15 protein-coding genes are annotated in these 15,603 nt (G+C 67.9%); 5 read left to right on the top strand and 10 right to left on the bottom strand.

Annotated elements, in window-relative coordinates; all coding sequences use genetic code 11:
* Nucleotides 1–34 precede the first annotated feature (34 nt).
* Nucleotides 35–1,762, top strand: a complete 1,728-nt coding sequence (locus tag NP_RS02725; RefSeq protein ID WP_011322270.1) for an excinuclease ABC subunit C — start codon at nucleotides 35–37, stop codon at nucleotides 1,760–1,762.
* A 2-nt stretch (nucleotides 1,763–1,764) separates the two neighbouring features.
* Here NP_RS02725 and NP_RS02730 read toward each other — a convergent pair whose 3' ends face one another.
* The 3 genes from NP_RS02730 to cobN are packed head-to-tail and all read right to left on the bottom strand — an operon-like array spanning nucleotide 1,765 to nucleotide 7,077.
* Nucleotides 1,765–2,502, bottom strand: a complete 738-nt coding sequence (locus NP_RS02730; RefSeq protein ID WP_011322271.1) for a cobalt-precorrin-7 (C(5))-methyltransferase — start codon at nucleotides 2,500–2,502, stop codon at nucleotides 1,765–1,767.
* Complete coding sequence (locus NP_RS02735) at nucleotides 2,499–3,188, bottom strand: precorrin-8X methylmutase (protein ID WP_011322272.1); 690 nt, start codon at nucleotides 3,186–3,188, stop codon at nucleotides 2,499–2,501. Before NP_RS02735 ends, NP_RS02730 begins: the two co-directional genes overlap by 4 nt.
* Entirely contained in the window at nucleotides 3,178–7,077 is a 3,900-nt protein-coding gene (gene cobN, locus NP_RS02740) for a cobaltochelatase subunit CobN (RefSeq protein WP_011322273.1), read from the bottom strand. Before cobN ends, NP_RS02735 begins: the two co-directional genes overlap by 11 nt.
* 34 nt (nucleotides 7,078–7,111) lie before the next feature.
* Here cobN and NP_RS02745 point away from each other — a divergent pair, with 34 nt between their 5' ends.
* The 4 genes from NP_RS02745 to NP_RS02760 are packed head-to-tail and all read left to right on the top strand — an operon-like array spanning nucleotide 7,112 to nucleotide 10,592.
* Entirely contained in the window at nucleotides 7,112–9,238 is a 2,127-nt protein-coding gene (locus NP_RS02745) for a VWA domain-containing protein (RefSeq protein WP_011322274.1), read from the top strand.
* A 57-nt stretch (nucleotides 9,239–9,295) separates the two neighbouring features.
* Nucleotides 9,296–9,481 carry a CbtB domain-containing protein gene (locus NP_RS02750; RefSeq protein WP_011322275.1) on the top strand — a complete coding sequence of 62 codons (186 nt, stop codon included), beginning with the start codon at nucleotides 9,296–9,298 and terminating at the stop codon, nucleotides 9,479–9,481.
* A gap of 3 nt (nucleotides 9,482–9,484) precedes the next feature.
* Nucleotides 9,485–10,258 (top strand): CbtA family protein, encoded by a 774-nt coding sequence (locus tag NP_RS02755; RefSeq protein WP_011322276.1) that lies wholly within the window; start codon nucleotides 9,485–9,487, stop codon nucleotides 10,256–10,258.
* A 4-nt stretch (nucleotides 10,259–10,262) separates the two neighbouring features.
* A complete protein-coding gene (locus NP_RS02760; RefSeq protein ID WP_011322277.1) occupies nucleotides 10,263–10,592 on the top strand; it encodes a (2Fe-2S) ferredoxin domain-containing protein in 330 nt (109 codons plus the stop codon).
* A gap of 3 nt (nucleotides 10,593–10,595) precedes the next feature.
* Here the strand turns inward: NP_RS02760 and NP_RS02765 are convergent, their stop codons facing one another.
* Genes NP_RS02765 through cobJ form a run of 7 tightly spaced genes read right to left on the bottom strand, consistent with a single transcriptional unit; the run spans nucleotide 10,596 to nucleotide 15,600 of the window.
* Nucleotides 10,596–10,895, bottom strand: coding sequence for an HVO_A0114 family putative DNA-binding protein (locus NP_RS02765; protein WP_011322278.1), 300 nt, complete (start codon nucleotides 10,893–10,895; stop codon nucleotides 10,596–10,598).
* Between the two features lie 38 nt (nucleotides 10,896–10,933).
* Nucleotides 10,934–12,142, bottom strand: a complete 1,209-nt coding sequence (locus NP_RS02770) for an outer membrane protein assembly factor BamB family protein (protein ID WP_011322279.1) — start codon at nucleotides 12,140–12,142, stop codon at nucleotides 10,934–10,936.
* The gene (locus NP_RS02775) at nucleotides 12,135–12,506 is read right to left on the bottom strand and encodes a DUF3209 family protein (RefSeq protein ID WP_011322280.1); all 372 of its coding nucleotides are present in this window, start codon (nucleotides 12,504–12,506) and stop codon (nucleotides 12,135–12,137) included. The genes NP_RS02770 and NP_RS02775 overlap by 8 nt, the downstream gene beginning before the upstream one ends.
* Nucleotides 12,503–13,756, bottom strand: coding sequence for a CbiX/SirB N-terminal domain-containing protein (locus NP_RS02780; RefSeq protein ID WP_394296336.1), 1,254 nt, complete (start codon nucleotides 13,754–13,756; stop codon nucleotides 12,503–12,505). The genes NP_RS02775 and NP_RS02780 overlap by 4 nt, the downstream gene beginning before the upstream one ends.
* Nucleotides 13,693–14,361: a hypothetical protein gene (locus tag NP_RS02785; protein WP_011322282.1), complete on the bottom strand. Its 669-nt coding sequence runs from the start codon at nucleotides 14,359–14,361 to the stop codon at nucleotides 13,693–13,695. The genes NP_RS02780 and NP_RS02785 overlap by 64 nt, the downstream gene beginning before the upstream one ends.
* Nucleotides 14,358–14,582: a ferredoxin gene (locus NP_RS02790; protein WP_011322283.1), complete on the bottom strand. Its 225-nt coding sequence runs from the start codon at nucleotides 14,580–14,582 to the stop codon at nucleotides 14,358–14,360. Before NP_RS02790 ends, NP_RS02785 begins: the two co-directional genes overlap by 4 nt.
* A gap of 4 nt (nucleotides 14,583–14,586) precedes the next feature.
* A complete protein-coding gene (cobJ, locus tag NP_RS02795) occupies nucleotides 14,587–15,600 on the bottom strand; it encodes a precorrin-3B C(17)-methyltransferase (protein WP_011322284.1) in 1,014 nt (337 codons plus the stop codon).
* Between the last annotated feature and the right edge of the window lie 3 nt (nucleotides 15,601–15,603).

Consider the following 15,603-nt stretch of genomic DNA (forward strand, 5'->3'; position numbering starts at 1 on the left):
CACGCTGATTGGCGCTCGACCCCAACCTGATGCTATGGATGCGAGCGCGGTTCGGAAGCGGGCCGCCGAACTACCGGCCGAGCCCGGCGTCTACCAGTTCGAGGCCGGCGAGTCGGTACTGTACGTCGGCAAGGCCGTCGACCTCCGCGAGCGGGTTCGCTCCTACGTTGCCCCCCGGAGCGACCGCATTCGGCGGATGGTTGAGGCGGCTGCGGCCGTCGACTTCGCAGTCACGGATACGGAGACACAGGCGCTGTTGCTGGAGGCAAACCTCATCAAGCGCCACCAGCCGCGATACAACGTCCGGCTGAAGGACGACAAGTCGTATCCGCTCGTCCAGTTGACGGCCCACGAGGCCCCGCGCATCGAGATTACGCGGACGCCCGACGAGGCTGCGACCGTCTTCGGCCCCTACACAGACAAATCACGGGTCGAAACCGTCGTCAAGGCGCTCCGGGAGACCTACGAGCTTCGGGGGTGTTCCGACCACAAGTACGAGGGCCGCGACCGGCCGTGTCTCGATTACGAACTCGGACTGTGTTCTGCTCCCTGTACCGGCGAAATCGACACTGACGCCTACGCCGAGGACGTCGAATCCGCGCGTCGCTTTTTTGACGGTGAGACGGGCGTCCTTGCCGAACCGCTCCGCCGGGAGATGGAGACAGCCGCGGCGTCGCAGGCGTTCGAGCGGGCCGCCTCGCTCCGGGACCGACTGGAGGCCGTCGAGACGTTCCACGAAGGAGGCAGCGAAGCCGTCTCCGGCCGCGGCGGTCGCCGCCTCGATGTCCTCGGGGTTGCCGTCGAAGGCGAGTCGGCGACCGTCGCCCGCCTCCGCAGCGAGGACGGCAAGCTCGTCGAACGGGACCGACATCGGGTGGATGCGCCAGCCGACGCCGAGTCGGTGCCGTCCGTGCTCGCGGCGTTCATCCCGCAGTTCTACGCCGAACGGTCGCTTCCCGATGTGCTGCTGTTGTCCGAGCGATACGACGACGAGGAACTGGACCAGTGGCTCCACGCCGAGGGTGTCGATATCCGTGTTCCCGGTGCGGGCCGGGCGGCAACGCTCGTCGAGTTAGCGCTGAAGAACGCCCGGCGGACGACCGCGGAGGCCGACGGCCCGACGGCACTGGCCCGGCGGCTCGGTATCGACCGCCCGGAACGCATCGAGGGCTTCGACGTGAGCCACGCCGGCGGGAAAGACGCCGTCGGGAGCAACGTCGTCTTCGTCGACGGGAGCCCCGAAACGGCCGACTACCGGCGGCGCTCGCTCGACGATGAGAACGACGACTACGCGAACATGCGGCGGCTGGTCCGGTGGCGGGCGACCCGCGCCGTCGAGGGCCGCGACGACCGTCCGACGCCCGACCTATTGCTTATCGACGGCGGCGACGGCCAGCTCGGGGCGGCACAGGACGCCCTCGCCGAGACGGGCTGGGACGTGCCCGCCATCGCTCTCGCGAAAGCCGACGAACTCGTTGTCACGTCTGACGGCGTTGCTGACTGGGATGACGGGCCTGCCCTGCGGCTGCTCCAACGCGTCCGTGACGAGGCCCACCGCTTTGCGGTCCAGTATCACCAGCAGGTGCGCGATGCGGTGTCGACACCGCTGGATTCGGTGCCCGGCGTCGGCCCCGAACTCCGAGAGCGGCTGCTCAAGCGGTTCGGCACTGTCGACGGCGTCCGGTCAGCGTCTCGCGAGGAACTCGAACGCGTCGACGGCGTCGGCGAGGACACCGCCGCGGCTATCGACGCCGCGCTGTAGCGCTACCGCCGCACCGCGAGCACCGACAGGTCCGAAAAGGCCGTCTCCGCTCGCGTCTCGATGTCGGCCGCAAGCGACGAAAGCGACGTCTTCGTGACGGCCTCGTCCTCGTGGGTCAGCCGCTCGAAGACGAGCGCCTCACAGTCCGGCGCGCCGGCCGCACGCAGCCGATGGGCGATTCGCTCGGGCATCCAGTCGAACGGCCGCGGCAACACGAGCAGGTTGCGGTCGCCCACGTCCCGCTCCAGCCGCCGAAGGTCGGCTTCGATGGGGCCGCTCTTGTGAAGCGTTACGAATGTCGTCTCCTCCATCGGCGTCCGGGCTCGGGAGGCCGCGACCTGTAGCGATGAAATCCCCGGAATGACTTCGACGGGGCTGTCGACGGCCGCTTCGACCTTCCCGACGAACTGGTACCCGGAGTGGTTCGGGTCGCCCATCAGCACCGCCGTCCCGCGGTCGCCGTCCGCGATGCGCTCGCTGAACTGTGCCAGCACCGCCGGCTCGTCGTCGTAGCCGCAGGTCAGCGCGTCGCCGGTGAGCTCCTCGCTGACGAAGTCGACGACCGTCTCGAAGCCGACGACGACATCGGCCTCGCGTATCGCCCGCGCGCCGCGGCGCGTGAGATACTCGGTCGTCCCGGGACCGATACCGACCGCATACACCGGCTCGCCGGCCTCGCTTTCGGGAGTGCTGGCTGCGGCTGCGGCCGGTTCGTCGGGAAACTCGACCGGGTCGGTCACAGCTCCACCTCGCCGTCTCTGGCGTCGCTTGCGACGTGAATCAGCTCGTTTGTCAGCCCCGCTGCCAGTCCGCTGCCGCCGCGTCGGCCGACGTTCGTGACCGTGGGGACGCCGTGTTCGGCACAGACCGCACGGAGCCGCTTGCGACTCTCTGCGGCCTTGACGAAGCCAACCGGCGTTGCGACGACGACGGCCGGTCGGGTGCCCTGCTCGATGCAGTCGGCAAGCGCTAGCGCTGCCGTCGGTGCGTTGCCGATTGTTGCGATGGCGTCGTCGTAAACGCCGTCGCTATCCAGCTCTAGCACCGAGGCCGCTGTCCGTGTCATCCCCGTCTCGGCGGCCAGTTCCGCGCCGTTGCCGATTGCCTTCCGTACCGGGCAGTTGTGGCCCCGTCCGGTGATTCCCTCCTTGACCATCGTGATGTCGGTGACGATGGGCCGCTCGTCAAGCACCGCCCGCGCGCCGTTGCGTACCGGCTCGCTTTCGTCCGTGCCGGTAAACCGCATGAGGTGCTGGAACTCGGGGTCGCCGGTCGCATGGACCGACTTCGCCCGCATCCGGTCGGCGAGCGTCTCCTGTGGGACGAGGTCGTGGACGCGGTCCATGCTCGTCTCGGCGATATCCATCGCTTCCGATGTCGTCGCCCCGAGGTCAGCGTACTCCTCGAACGTCTCGTCAGTCGTCATCGCTTGTCACCTCCTCGCCGCTATCGGCGGTTGCCCTCGCTTCGAGGTCACCGTCGACCTGCAGATTGAGGTCCGTGAGACGCGACTCGATGTCGTCTTCGGCATCCCAGAGGCCGCGTTCGATGGCCTCAAGCAGCGTATCCGTAATCGACTCCAGCGCCCACGGGTTGACATCCCGAAGCCACTCTTGGCGGTCCGCATCGAGGGCGTAGGCCTCGGCGACTTCGCGCCACAGGGTGTCGCTGACGACGCCGGTCGTCGCATCCCAGCCGAGCGTCACGTCGACGGTCTTCGAGAGGTCGCCAGCGCCCTTGTAGCCGTGGTCCTCCATCGAGTCGAGCCACTCAGGATTGAGCACGCGCGCCCGCATCGCCTTCCGGACCTTCTCTTCGTTCGTGTAGACATCGACGTTGTCCGGGTCCGAGGAGTCACCGACGTAGGAGGCCGGCTCCTCGCCGGCCACCTCCGAGACAGCGGTGATAAAGCCGCCGTGGAAAGCATACCAGTCCGAGGAGTCGAACTCGTCTTGTTCCATCGTGTCCTCGATTTTGACCGTCGCCTCGACGCTGCCGAGACGGCGGCGGAAGGCGTCGTGGTCTTCGCTGACGCGGCCGCGGGAGCCGAGCGCGTAGCCCCCCCACTGGACGTACACCTCCGCGAGGTCGGCGCGGTCCTCCCAGTTGCCTTCGTCGACGGCCTTGTTCGTGCCCGCTCCGTAGCCGCCCGGCTTGGTGGTAAAGACCCGCGGCAGGGCGGCCTCACGGGCCGCATCGGGGTCGAGCCCGTCGGCTTCGAGCGATTCGGCCTCCTCCTCGACGTGCTTTTTGACGAAGTTGTCCTCGTGGCTCTCGTCGAGGTCGGCGACGGCTTCAACGGCGTCGTGGATGACGCCCGCGGCCTGTGGGAAGGCGTCTCTGAAAAGCCCGGAGACGCGCGTCGTCGCGTCAACGCGCGGGCGACCGAGCTCGTCGAGCGGTATCGGCTCGACATCGTCGATTCGTCCGGCGTCAGTCCAAACCGGACGGACGCCCATCAGTGCCAGCACCTGTGCGATGGTTTCGCCGCGGGTCCGGACTGTCGGCGTCCCCCACGCGACGACGCCGACCTCCTCCGGGTAGTCGCCGTGCTCGTCGTGGTGTCGCGCGAGGGTTCCGTCGGCGACCTCCTTGCCGACCTCCCAGGCGGATTTCGCGGGGACCTTCCGGGGGTCGAGCGTGTAGAAGTTCCGGCCCGTCGGCAGCAGGTCGACACCACCGCGGGTCGGCGCGCCGGAGCCGCCCGGCGGGACGTATTCGCCGGCGAGCGCGTCGGCCGTCTGTGATATCTCGGCTTCGGCTCCGAACACCCGCGGTGCAGCCTCCTCACAGATGTAGGCCAGCACCTCCCGGAGGTCGTCGTGTGCGCCGCCGGCGACGCGGGCGTCACCGAGCGGCTCGATATCGACGACAAGCAGGTTCATCGTCACCTCGTCGTCGGGGCCGGCATCGGGTTCGGCTTCGGGCACGTCGAACCCGTGGTCCGCAAGCGTCTCGACCAACTCGACGCTGGTCTCGTAAACCGCGTCAGCAGCCTGTGAGTAGGTCATCCCGAGCGTCTCGTCGTACTCGCCGGGGGAGTCGAGCATCCGCTCGTAGTCGACACCTAACACGCCGGCGACGGACGCCCGAAGCGATGGCGCGCCGGGGTTTTCCAGCCGCGTCAGCGCGATGAGGTACTCGACCAGTGTCTCGCCTTCGGGCGGTTCGCCCATCGTGTGGAGCCCCTTCCGAATCTGGGTGGTCTTGACGTCGGTCAGATAGCTGTGGACCCGCTCTACGAGTTCGTCGATGTCGACTTCGTCGCCGTCGACATCGCCTTCGGCGAGCGTCGTCCCGGCTTCAGCCGGCCCGCGAACGTCCGCAGCCTCGTCGATTTCGCCCGCGATGCCGAGTTCGACGGCCAAATCGAGTGCTTCGATTTTCTCCCGCAACAACCGCTCGACGGTCTCGCCGGCTTCGCTGCCGGCCTCCCGGTACTGGTCGGCCAGTTCCTCCAGTTCGGCCAACTCGTCGTAGGTGCCGGCGTTTGCCATCGGCGGCGTCAGGTAGTCGACGACGGTGGCATAGGAGCGGCGCTTTGCCTGTGTCCCCTCGCCGGGATTGTTGATGATGTACGGGTAGACGTTCGGCAGGTCCGCCACGAGGGCGTCCGGCGCGCTCTCGGCGTCGAGGCCGACGGTTTTGCCCGGAAGCCACTCCAGCGACCCGTGGGTGCCGAGGTGGACGACGGCGTCGGCCTCGAAGCTGTTCCGCAGCCACGCATAGAAGGCGTAGTAGTCGTGCGGCGGCTGCAGGTCAGAATCGTGATAGACCTTTTCGGGGTCCATCCCGAACCCGCGCGGCGGCTGGACGGTCACCAGCACGTTTCCGAACTCCGCGCCGGGGATGGCGAACGGTCGTTCCGGCGGCTCGCCCCACTCGTCGACGACGTTGTCGCGGAACGCGGGGTCGGCGTCGGCCCACCAGTCCCCGTACTGCTCGGGCGAGACGACATCGACCGATAGCTCCCGAACGTCGTCCGGAGCGACCCAGCGGTCATCGAGCGTCAACTGCGAGGTCAGCGTCTCGATGAGCGATTGGCCGGAGTCGGGGAGCCGCCCGCCGAGGTCGTACCCACGGTCCCGGAGCGTCTCAAGCAGGTTGACCGTCGAAGCCGGCGAGTCGAGGCCGAATGCCGTTCCGATGCCGTCGTCGCTCGGTGGGTAGTTGTGGAGGACGACGGCGACCCGCTTTGCATCGTTTGGCGTATAGCGAAGCGTCGCCCAGTTGACCGCCAGCGACGCCGCGTGCTCGATACGGTCTTCGATGGGGAAATGCTGTTTCGGCGCGGTGCCGAGCCCCGCGTCGTCGTCGGTGCGTTCCTTACCGGAGATGGGATGGGTGATGACGTTGCCGTCGAACTCCGGGAGCGCAACCGACAGGGCGAGTTCGAAGCCCATCACGCCGGTGTCGCTGGATTGATACCGCGAGCGGGACCGCATCGTCGTCACCGTCTGGATGACGGGGACCCCGAGACGGTCGAGGAAGACTTCCTCGGCGTCTGCACCCTCGTCGTCGGCGTCGCGGCCGCGTTCGGACATCGACAGCGAAAACATGAACGATGAACAGACCGCATCGACCAGCGGCTCGCCGTCCGAATCGGTCAACCAGTTGTCGACGACCCATTCGGCGTCGCCGGCCCGCGCGTCCGGGTCGGTTCCCTCCTCGCTGCTGTCGGTGACCGGGTTACAGAAGACCGGCAGCGCATCGGCCCCTTCGGCCTCGATGGCCCGGACCAGCGCGTCGACGTACCGGGTGTTTTCGTGTGTCCAGTGGGACTCGTAGAACCAGACGGCGACCGTCGGGCGGTCGGGGTCGAGCGTCGCTCGCAGCTCCTCGTAGGACACACCGGGGTGGTCAGGATGGTAGACCCCTTCCGTCGGAAGTTCGACCGGCGGGTCGTAGCTCGGTTCGACAGCGGTAAAGCGGTCTGTGAGATATCGGACAGCGTTGGCGAGGTTGGCGCTGCCGCCCTTCTCCAGATACTCACAGACGGTGTCCCGGACACTGCCCGGAACCGTCGTATCCTCGACGGCGAAGGCGTCGCCGGTCGCCTTCACGATGACGGGGACGCCGGCCTCATAACAGCGGTCGATGGCCCGGTCGTAGCCCGGCATGCTGTCTTCGCCGCCGTGGAGCCAGAGGACGACGACATCGCAGTCGGTCAGTTCGTCGCAGAACGCCTCGACGGCTTCGGGGTCGTCGAGGTCGCTCTCCGAACGGACGACGAGGTCCGTCTCGACCTCGCCGGCGGCGCGAGCGAGCGCGCCCAATTCGTTCTCGGTTGCGGTGTAGAGTCCGACGCGTGGCATAATGTTGATAAACTCCGGTTGTTCTAATACAACCGTGATTGACAACGGGGACGGCAAAAGCGTTTCCACGCCGTTCGGCGCGGTGGTCGGACAGGAGCGGCTCAAGCGGGCGCTGTTGACCGTCGCGACCGACGACGGGCTGGGGGGGCTGTTGGTCGCCGGCGAAAAGGGGACGGCCAAGTCGACGCTCGTCCGCGGACTCGCGGACCTGCTCCCCGACCAGCGTGTCATCGCCGATTGCCCGTACCGCTGTCCGCCGGACGACCCTGACAGCCAATGTGCCGACTGCCGGGAGCGAACGGACCCACCGGTCGAGACCCGGCCGGTACCGCTCGTGACGCTGCCGCTGGGAGCGACCCGCGAGCGGGTCGTCGGGACGCTTTCAGTGTCGGACGCGCTGTCCGGCGAGGCGAACTTCGAGCCGGGACTGCTCGCTCGTGCCAACCGCGGCATCCTCTATGTCGACGAGGTCAACCTTCTCGATGACCACCTCGTCGACGTACTGCTCGATGCGGCCGCGTCCGGCGAAAACCGGGTCGAACGCGACGGCGTTAGTGTCACCCACCCCGCTGCGTTCACCCTTGTCGGGACGATGAACCCCGAGGAGGGCGACCTCCGGCCACAGCTCCGTGACCGCTTTGCCCTCTCGGTCGAGGTTGCCGGCGAGACCGACATCGAAGACCGGGTCGCCATCATCGACGGCGCACTCGGCAAAGCGGAGCCGGACGACGACACCGACAGCTACCGAAAGCGGCTACAGGCGGCCCGCTCGCTGCTTCCGTCGGTCGAGTTGACCGACGAACAAAAGCGGGACATCGCCGACCTCTGTCTCGACGCCGGCGTCGACGGCCACCGTGCCGACATCGCGACCGCCCGCGCCGCCCGCGCGCTTGCGGCCCTTGACGGCCGGCCGACGGTCACTGACGGTGACCTACAGCAGGCCGCGGCGTTTGCGCTTGCCCACCGGATGCGGTCGACCCCGTTCGAGGACGCTCCCGACGCCGACTCCGTCATCGACGACCACTTCGAGGACGGCAACGAGGCCGAATCGGGCGACGAGAAGACGGATGACGGTGAGACAGACGCTGAAGGCGGTGCCGACGCCGACAGCGGCGGCGAGGCGGGTTCGGACGGGGACGGCGATGCTGCGACAGATGAAGACGCCTCCGCCGAGCCGGACTCGGACGGCGAATCGGGCTCCGAAGACGGCCCCGGCAGCGAGGACACTACTGACCCATCGGGCGGCGACGGAGGCGACAGCTCCCGACAGCCGGCCGAGGGCGACGCCGACCCGTCGGATGACGGCGGCCAAGGGGACGCTTCGGACGACCCAAAGCCGTCAGATGACGCCGACGAGGAGGCGACGCCGCTCGTCCCCGGCCAAAACCGGCAGGCACCCGGAGCCGCCGATGCGCCGGACGTCGAATCGCCGGCCGTTGACACGGCAGGCGACACGGGTAGCGGCTCGGCACGGACCCAGCGCGGCGACCGAGGCGCACGCGTCAGAACGGAGCCGGCCGACACAGACGACAGTGCCGTTGATGCCGCGGCATCGGTCCGCGCCGCCGCAAAGCACGGCCGGAACCGGCCGACGGACCGCGACCTCCGACGGTCGGTCCGGGCGGGCGACAGCGAGGCGCTCGTCGTCTTCGCCGTTGATGCCAGCGCCTCGATGCGGCCGGCGATGCGCTCTGCGAAGGGCGTCGTTCTCGAGCTGCTGGAGGGGGCCTACACCGAACGCGACAGCGTCGCAGTCGTCGCGTTTGCCGGCGACGACGCCGAGGTGCTCTTGCCGCCGACGGATTCGGTGACGCTTGCGGCCAGACATCTCAAGGACCTCCCGACCGGCGACCGGACACCGCTCCCCGCAGGGCTCCGGACGGCTGCCGAAGTCGTCGACCGGGCTGACCCCGATGCCGCCGTCGTGGTGGTCGTCTCCGATGGCCGCGCCAACGCGGCCGACTCGCCGACCGCCGACACCGAGGCCGCCGCCGCTGCCCTCGCCGAGACGGACGCGCGGGTCGTCTGTGTTGATGCCGGCGACGAGGACAGCCGGGGGTTGCTCCCGGCGGTGGCCGACCGGACTGCCGGCCGGCTCGTTCCGCTCGCCGAGTTGACGCCGGAGCGGGTCGACGACGAGCTTGGCCGGGTCAGCCGATAGCTGTGGCGGGGGACCGCAACCTTTACAATTTCATTTTCAGTAGAACAATCTGAGTTTATGAGCTCACACGAGACTGTTATCGACCGACTTGAATTGGCCCGCAGCGACCTCTCGCTGGCGCAGGTGGCTGCTGCCCTCGGCTTCGGGGCAGCGATAGCGTTCACGCTCGTCTTCCTCCAAGAGCCGCTGGTGCACGACGCGACGCACAACTTCCGGCACGCCGCCGGTATCGCCTGCCACTGACCGATGATATCCGACTACCTCCAGCGCGGCGTCGCCGCCGGTCTCACCGCCGGCCTCGCCTACGCGCTCTACATGGTCACTGTCGGGAACCCGCTGACCGACTACATCCACGACGCCGGCCACAGCCACGACGACGGCGGTCACGGCCACGACGACGGTGGTCACGGCCACGAACACGCCGCTGAGGCACACGAACACGCCGGCCACGCCGTTTCCGAGACGACGACGGCCATCGTTAGCGCCGGCAGCGGCGTCCTCTGGGGTATCTTCCTCGGTGGCGTCTTCGCTGTCGCGCTGTACGTCTTCGAACCAGCCCTTCCCGGCGTCGGCGATGTCAAGGCCTACGTGCTTGCTGGCGCGGGCTTTTTCAGCGCCTCCGTTATGCCGTGGCTGGTTCTCCCGCCGGCCGCTCCCGGCGCGGAGAACATCTACGGCATCGAGACGCGGCTGGCCATCTACCTCGGCTTGGTCGTCGCCGGTGCTGTCGTCTCCGCGCTCGCAATCGCCGTGTACAACCGCGCTAGCCGCCGTCACGTCGGCCTCGGTGTGCTCGCAGGCGCAGTCCCAGTCGTCGCCGCCGTTGTCGCTATCCCGGTCCTTTCGCCGACCGTGGTGTCTCATCCCGGCCTTGATGCCGAACTCGTCTCGACGTATCAGGCGCTCGCCGCGCTGAGTCAGGCCGCGCTCTGGCTTCTCATCGCCGGTGTCTTCTGTCGACTTGAGGGCCGCTTCGGTGGTGAGCCGGCCCGCCAGCGGGACGACGCCGTGGCAACGTAGACGAATGCAACGACGGACCGACGAACAGACGACGCGGCTCGACGCCTACGTCTTCGTCTGCACCAACGCCCGCGACTCGGAGTACGCCGCCTGCGCCGACGCCGGCCCCGGTGCCGAGGCCACCGTCGAGGCCGTCACCGAGTGGCTCCGTGAACGCGACGTGTACTGGAACGGCGTCGGCGTCTCGACGACTGACTGTCTCGGTCTCTGCAGCGAGGGCGGGACGGCGCTGACGATACAGCCACACGACGAGTGGTTCTCCGATGTCACTCCCGAGGACGTTCCCGAACTACTCGCGGAGGCCTTCGGTCCGGACGCAGCACAACTCGACTGAGGCCTACACGTCTATTTCGACGTCGATACGGTCCCAATCGACGACCGGCCGGTGGCCGCGGCCGCTGCGGTCGAACTCGACGAGGCCGAGTTCGCCGAGCTTCCAGAGATTGTCGTGGACCTGCCGGACATCACGGTCGACGAGCCGCGCCGTCTCGCGGATGCTTGCGGGCTCCTCGTCGGCGACCGTCCGGAGCAACTCGATGCTCGTCGGTCGGCAAAGCCGGTCGACCGACTCGCCGTCGAACTGAAGCGTCTCTTCGTCACCATTGGCCGCCAGCCGGACGACGATATCGTCTGACATATCTTCGCCCCCGACCGTGGCGGATATAATATTGTGGCTTATGACAACATTCGCAGCGAGTATTCGCCGCGTAGCGTCTCATCAACGTGGTAACGGACCGGCTCTTCGACGACAGCCCCGCGCTCGCCGTCGACTGCGGCGGCGGTCACGACACCGTCGGTCGATGCTGCGGCGACCGGCCCATCGGCGACATCGAACAGCGTCCAGCCGTGGACAGTGGGGTCGCAGTCCCGGAAGTGCTGTGCAGTCGGGACGAGCATCCGCTCGCCGTCCGTGCCGACTTCGTGGGCGAACCCGCCGACGGCTGCCTGCCAGCGCCGTTTGCCGTCCGGCGTGTAGCCGAACGCCGTCTGCTCGTTTTCGTGGCGTTCGTCCGTCTCGCGGCCCTCCTGTGGAAACGTGTTGCCGGTCAGGAAGACGGCCCCCGACGCCGTCGCGTGGACGTGGTTCGGATACGTGTAGACGCCGCCGTCCGACTGCGGCCGCCCGAGGTCGACGGCCCACTCGACGCTCCCGTCGGTGAGTCGGTAGCCGCGGTAGTCGGCGTGGCTCGTCACGACGACACTGCCGTCGGCGACGGCGACGTCCCCGACCCGGCGGTCGGCCCCCGGTTTGGGGTCCCACGTCCAGCGCTCGCTGCCGTTGTCGTCGAGCACGACAAGCCCGCTGTCGTGGCCGCCCGGGCAGCGATTGTACGCGACTGCGACGCCGTCCCCTTCGTCGAGCGGCGCGACTCCAATCGGCGAGGCGTCGGCGTCGTACCGCCAGCGGAGCGTCCCGTCGCGTGCGAACGCGTAGACGCTGCTCTCGAAGCCACGGCCGCCGTTACGGCGCTCATAGCGGCGCGCAGCGACGAAACAGGTGCCGTCGCTGCCGACGGCGGCGTCGACGACCATCGGGAGGAAAAACCGGGTGTCCTTCGTCGGCCCACCGACATCGTCGGCGGCGTCGTGCTGCCAGCGCCTTTTGCCATTCCGGGAGCGGCACTGTATTCGACCGCGCTCGGAGCGTTCGCCGACGAGTACGCCGTCGCCGGTCGAAACGAGTGTGACTGCGCTTCCCGTGCCATCGACGGTCCAGCGCTCGGTCCCGTCGTGTGTGAACGCCGCGACGGTCCCGTCGGCGCGGCCGACGACCGGCCCGTCGCCGTCGAGTGTCACCCCCGAGCGACGGCCCGCCTGCCGGGAGCCGCAAGGGTCGATGTCTCCGAGGGCGGCCGTCGCTGACAGTGTCAGGTCGCTACTCATCGACGGGAAACGCCTCGTGAAGGGTGTGGTGGCTCTCGCCGAGGTCATCCAGGAAGGCGTCACCGTGGGACAGCAGCCGTTCGAGGGCGTTTTCGGCGTCGCGGACGGCGACGAGCCGTCCCCGGAGGTAGTCGTAATCCGGGGCCTCGGGGTCGGCCTCGGCGATTTCGGCTTCGAGTTCGACGAGTGCCGTATCCAGATGGCGGCGACACGCGGCGAGGCTTTCGGCGTCGGCAAGCGCCGCGATGTGTGGTTCCGGGTCATCGCCCAGTTCGTCACGGGCATGGCGTCGCGTGGCGTCGTCGCCGATGCCGAGGCTGTTCATCAGTCCGAGTCGGAGCGCTTCGATTTCGTGGCAGCTCATAATGTCTGGTCAACGAGTTCGGAAACGATGCGGTCACGTTCCAGCGACGAAGCGATACGGTCTACGTCTTCGGGGGCGACACCCCCGTACCAGACGTTGTCGGGATAGACGGCGACGTTCGGCCCGTCACCGCAGCGGTCGAGACACGACGACCGGGTGATGCGAGCATCGATACCGCGGTCTCTGACGGCCTGTCGGAGCCGTTCGAGGACCGTCGCCGCGCCGGCGTCGGCGCAGGTACGGTTCGTACAGACGGTGACGTGTTTGTCCGGCGCGTCGTGGACGTGCGGCTCCTCGTCGATGTCGGAGCGGTCGGCGTGGGCCGCCTGATGTGTCATCGCGCGCAACATCGCGCGAGCGCCGCCGGCTTCCCCTTCGAAGCCGTCCAACTCGACCTTGTACTTGCAGGTGTCACACGACATCGAGACGTCACCCGTCCGGGCCTCCTCGAAGCGGTCGGCAAGCACCGTCAGCAACCGGTCGTCGGTCCCGAGCGGGTCCCCGCAGGCGGCCTCGGCGTAGCGGTACTCGTCGTCGAACGTCGCCGTCGTCTCGCGGATACGCTCTGTCAGTACGCCGTCGCCCAGCATGTACGGCAGCACGACGACGGCATCGGGACGGCGTTTGGCAACGGTATGAAGCGCCGGCTCCAGCAGCGGTTCGGTCACGCCGATAAACGCCGCTTCCACGTCCGCGAACGCTCGCCCCTCGTAGAGCAGTCGAGCGAGCTTGTGTACGTCGCCGTTGGAGTCCGGGTCGGACGACCCCCGAGCACACAGCACCACGACGACATCGTCGTCCTCGCGGTCGACATTCAGCTCAGCCTCGACAGCCGCCGCCCGGTCGTCGAGCAGCTCGACGATGGCGGGGTGGACGCCGAGATGCCGTCCGTTGTGGACATTCACATCGGTATGCTCGGTACGGGCCTCGTTGACCACGAGCGGCACGTCGGCCTTGACGTGACTGGCTGCAAACAGCGACAGTGGGATGACGGTGACATCGGAAACCGACGGCGCGACCGACTCGATGGCCTCGGGGATTGACGGCTCGGCGAGTTCGATGAATCCGGCGGTGACGGGAAACCCGAGTCGGCCTTCGAGCCCCGCAGCCAACGTCCGGACCTGTTCGTTGGACTTCTCCCGCCGAGAGCCGTGTCCCGCGAGCACGACGGCTTCCGCATCGAGCATTAGTCCGCCTCCGCCTGCTCGATGCTCCGTCGGAGCTTTCGCCGTCGGCTCGGGGCGAAGCAGCCGTCGTCGTCGCTGCCGTCGTAGAGCCACTCACCGAATGCCGGCACGGCACCGTCGTCGATGCCGAACCAGAAGCCGCCCGAGGAGGTCTCGTCGATGTCGCCGTACGGAGCGTCTACGTCCGCCTCGTCGAGCAGTCCCTGTATCCGCTCCAGCAGCGCCCGGTCGTCGTGAACGAAGGAGACGCCGACGGCTCCGGCGGAGGATTTGAAACACACTGTCCCACAGCCTTCGAGCAGTCCCCGGAGGAGCTGTCGGTCGTGGGTCGTCAGCGTATCCAGTCGGTAGCCGCCGGGGTCGCCCTCGAACGGCAGCCCGAGGGCCGCCGCCGCACGGTCGCCGACCGGGCCGTGTAGCTGGACGGTATAGCGGTCTTCGTTTCTGGTAATCGACGTGTCGTGTGCGTACTCGCGGTCGACCGTTTCGTGGTCGACGGCGTCGGCCCCGGCGATGGCTGCGAGTCGGTCGGCGGCCGTTTCGTCGCTCGTCCGGACGGTGACGCCGCCGGTGGTCACCTCGCCGTCACCGGCGACGCGGCCCCAGAAGTAGGCCGTCTCGGGGTGGGCATCAAGCAGCGTCTTCGGTGCAGTCGCGTGCTCGCTCATGCGTCACTCACCTCGATTGCGTCGGTCGGACAGGCCGCAGCGGCTTGTTCGGCGGCCTCGCGTTGGTCGTCGTCGAACGTCGCCGAGAGGATGCCCTCGGTTCGTTCACCGCCCGGCAGGGTCACGAGACCGTCCTCGGCCTCGGCGAACCGGTCGTCCCGGACCAGGCAGGCGAAGATTCCCTCGCAGGCGTCCATATCGACGGTAATCTCGTATGCCATCGTTCTAGTAGTCGTATTTCGTCTCGTAGCCGCGGGGCGTCACCATCCGGTCGTCCCAGACGTACGTCTCCTCGTTGCCGACGATGATGGTCGTCGTCATGTCGACGATGTCTTCTTCGCCGAGTTCCGGCAGCGTGCCGAGGTCCGTAATCAGCGTCTTTTCGTCGTCGCGCGATGCGCCGTGGACGATGCCGACCGGCGTCTCCGGGTCACGGTGTTCCAGCAGAATCTCACAGCAGGTCTGGAAGTTCTCCCGCCGCTTGCGGCTCCACGGGTTGTAGATGGCGATGGTGAACCCCTCGGGAGCGACCGCGTGCAGGCGGGATTCGATTTCTTCCATCGGCGTCAGGTGGTCGGAAAGCGACACTGAGACGGTGTCGTTGACAAGCGGCGCGCCGAGTCGAGCGCCGCAGGACTGGGCCGCCGGCACGCCGGGAACAACCTCGAAATCGACCGCCGAGGCTGTCCCGCCTTTCGATTCGAGAATCTCAAGCGCCAGCCCCGCCAGCGCGTAGACGTTCGGGTCGCCGGAGCCGATGATGGCGACGTCGTTGCCCGCCAGCGCCCGGTCGATGGCCTCCTCGGTCCGGGAGACCTCCCCGCACATCGGCGTCGAGTGGATGTCGTCGGCCGCCTCGACGATGTCATCGGGCAGCAACTCGACGTAGGTCGTGTAGCCGACGATATGCTCGGCGTCGGCGAGTGCCGCCTTCGCTCGTGCGGTCATCCCCTTTGGCTTGCCGGGGCCGAGGCCGACGGCGACGAGCCGGCCGGGCTCGGCATCGAAGTCGTCGACGGTCGCGCCGACCTCGTCTTCCTCGCTGTCGCTGCCGCCGCACGTCGAGTCGGACTCCGAGCCGCTGTCGGCTCCACACGCGCTTTCTGTCTCGGTGGTGGTGTCCGTTTTCGATGCGCCGCATTTGCTTTCGGATTCGGTGCTTGCCTCCGCCTCGGAGGCCCCACATTTCGATTCCGTCGTCGATGCGTCCGTCGTCTCGGTGGTGTCGTCGGTGCTCATTGG

The sequence above is a fragment of the Natronomonas pharaonis DSM 2160 genome, from assembly GCF_000026045.1.
GTDB classification, from domain to species: Archaea; Halobacteriota; Halobacteria; order Halobacteriales; family Haloarculaceae; genus Natronomonas; species Natronomonas pharaonis.

What these genes read in the sequence shown, in the direction of transcription:
- NP_RS02725 (WP_011322270.1), top strand. Translation starts at nt 35, where the DNA reads ATGGATGCGAGCGCGGTTCGGAAGCGGGCCGCCGAACTACCGGCCGAG.
- NP_RS02735 (WP_011322272.1), bottom strand. Translation starts at nt 3,188, where the DNA reads ATGACGACTGACGAGACGTTCGAGGAGTACGCTGACCTCGGGGCGACG.
- cobN (WP_011322273.1), bottom strand. Translation starts at nt 7,077, where the DNA reads ATGCCACGCGTCGGACTCTACACCGCAACCGAGAACGAATTGGGCGCG.
- NP_RS02750 (WP_011322275.1), top strand. Translation starts at nt 9,296, where the DNA reads ATGAGCTCACACGAGACTGTTATCGACCGACTTGAATTGGCCCGCAGC.
- NP_RS02755 (WP_011322276.1), top strand. Translation starts at nt 9,485, where the DNA reads ATGATATCCGACTACCTCCAGCGCGGCGTCGCCGCCGGTCTCACCGCC.
- NP_RS02760 (WP_011322277.1), top strand. Translation starts at nt 10,263, where the DNA reads ATGCAACGACGGACCGACGAACAGACGACGCGGCTCGACGCCTACGTC.
- NP_RS02765 (WP_011322278.1), bottom strand. Translation starts at nt 10,895, where the DNA reads ATGTCAGACGATATCGTCGTCCGGCTGGCGGCCAATGGTGACGAAGAG.
- NP_RS02770 (WP_011322279.1), bottom strand. Translation starts at nt 12,142, where the DNA reads ATGAGTAGCGACCTGACACTGTCAGCGACGGCCGCCCTCGGAGACATC.
- NP_RS02775 (WP_011322280.1), bottom strand. Translation starts at nt 12,506, where the DNA reads ATGAGCTGCCACGAAATCGAAGCGCTCCGACTCGGACTGATGAACAGC.
- NP_RS02785 (WP_011322282.1), bottom strand. Translation starts at nt 14,361, where the DNA reads ATGAGCGAGCACGCGACTGCACCGAAGACGCTGCTTGATGCCCACCCC.
- NP_RS02790 (WP_011322283.1), bottom strand. Translation starts at nt 14,582, where the DNA reads ATGGCATACGAGATTACCGTCGATATGGACGCCTGCGAGGGAATCTTC.
- cobJ (WP_011322284.1), bottom strand. Translation starts at nt 15,600, where the DNA reads ATGAGCACCGACGACACCACCGAGACGACGGACGCATCGACGACGGAA.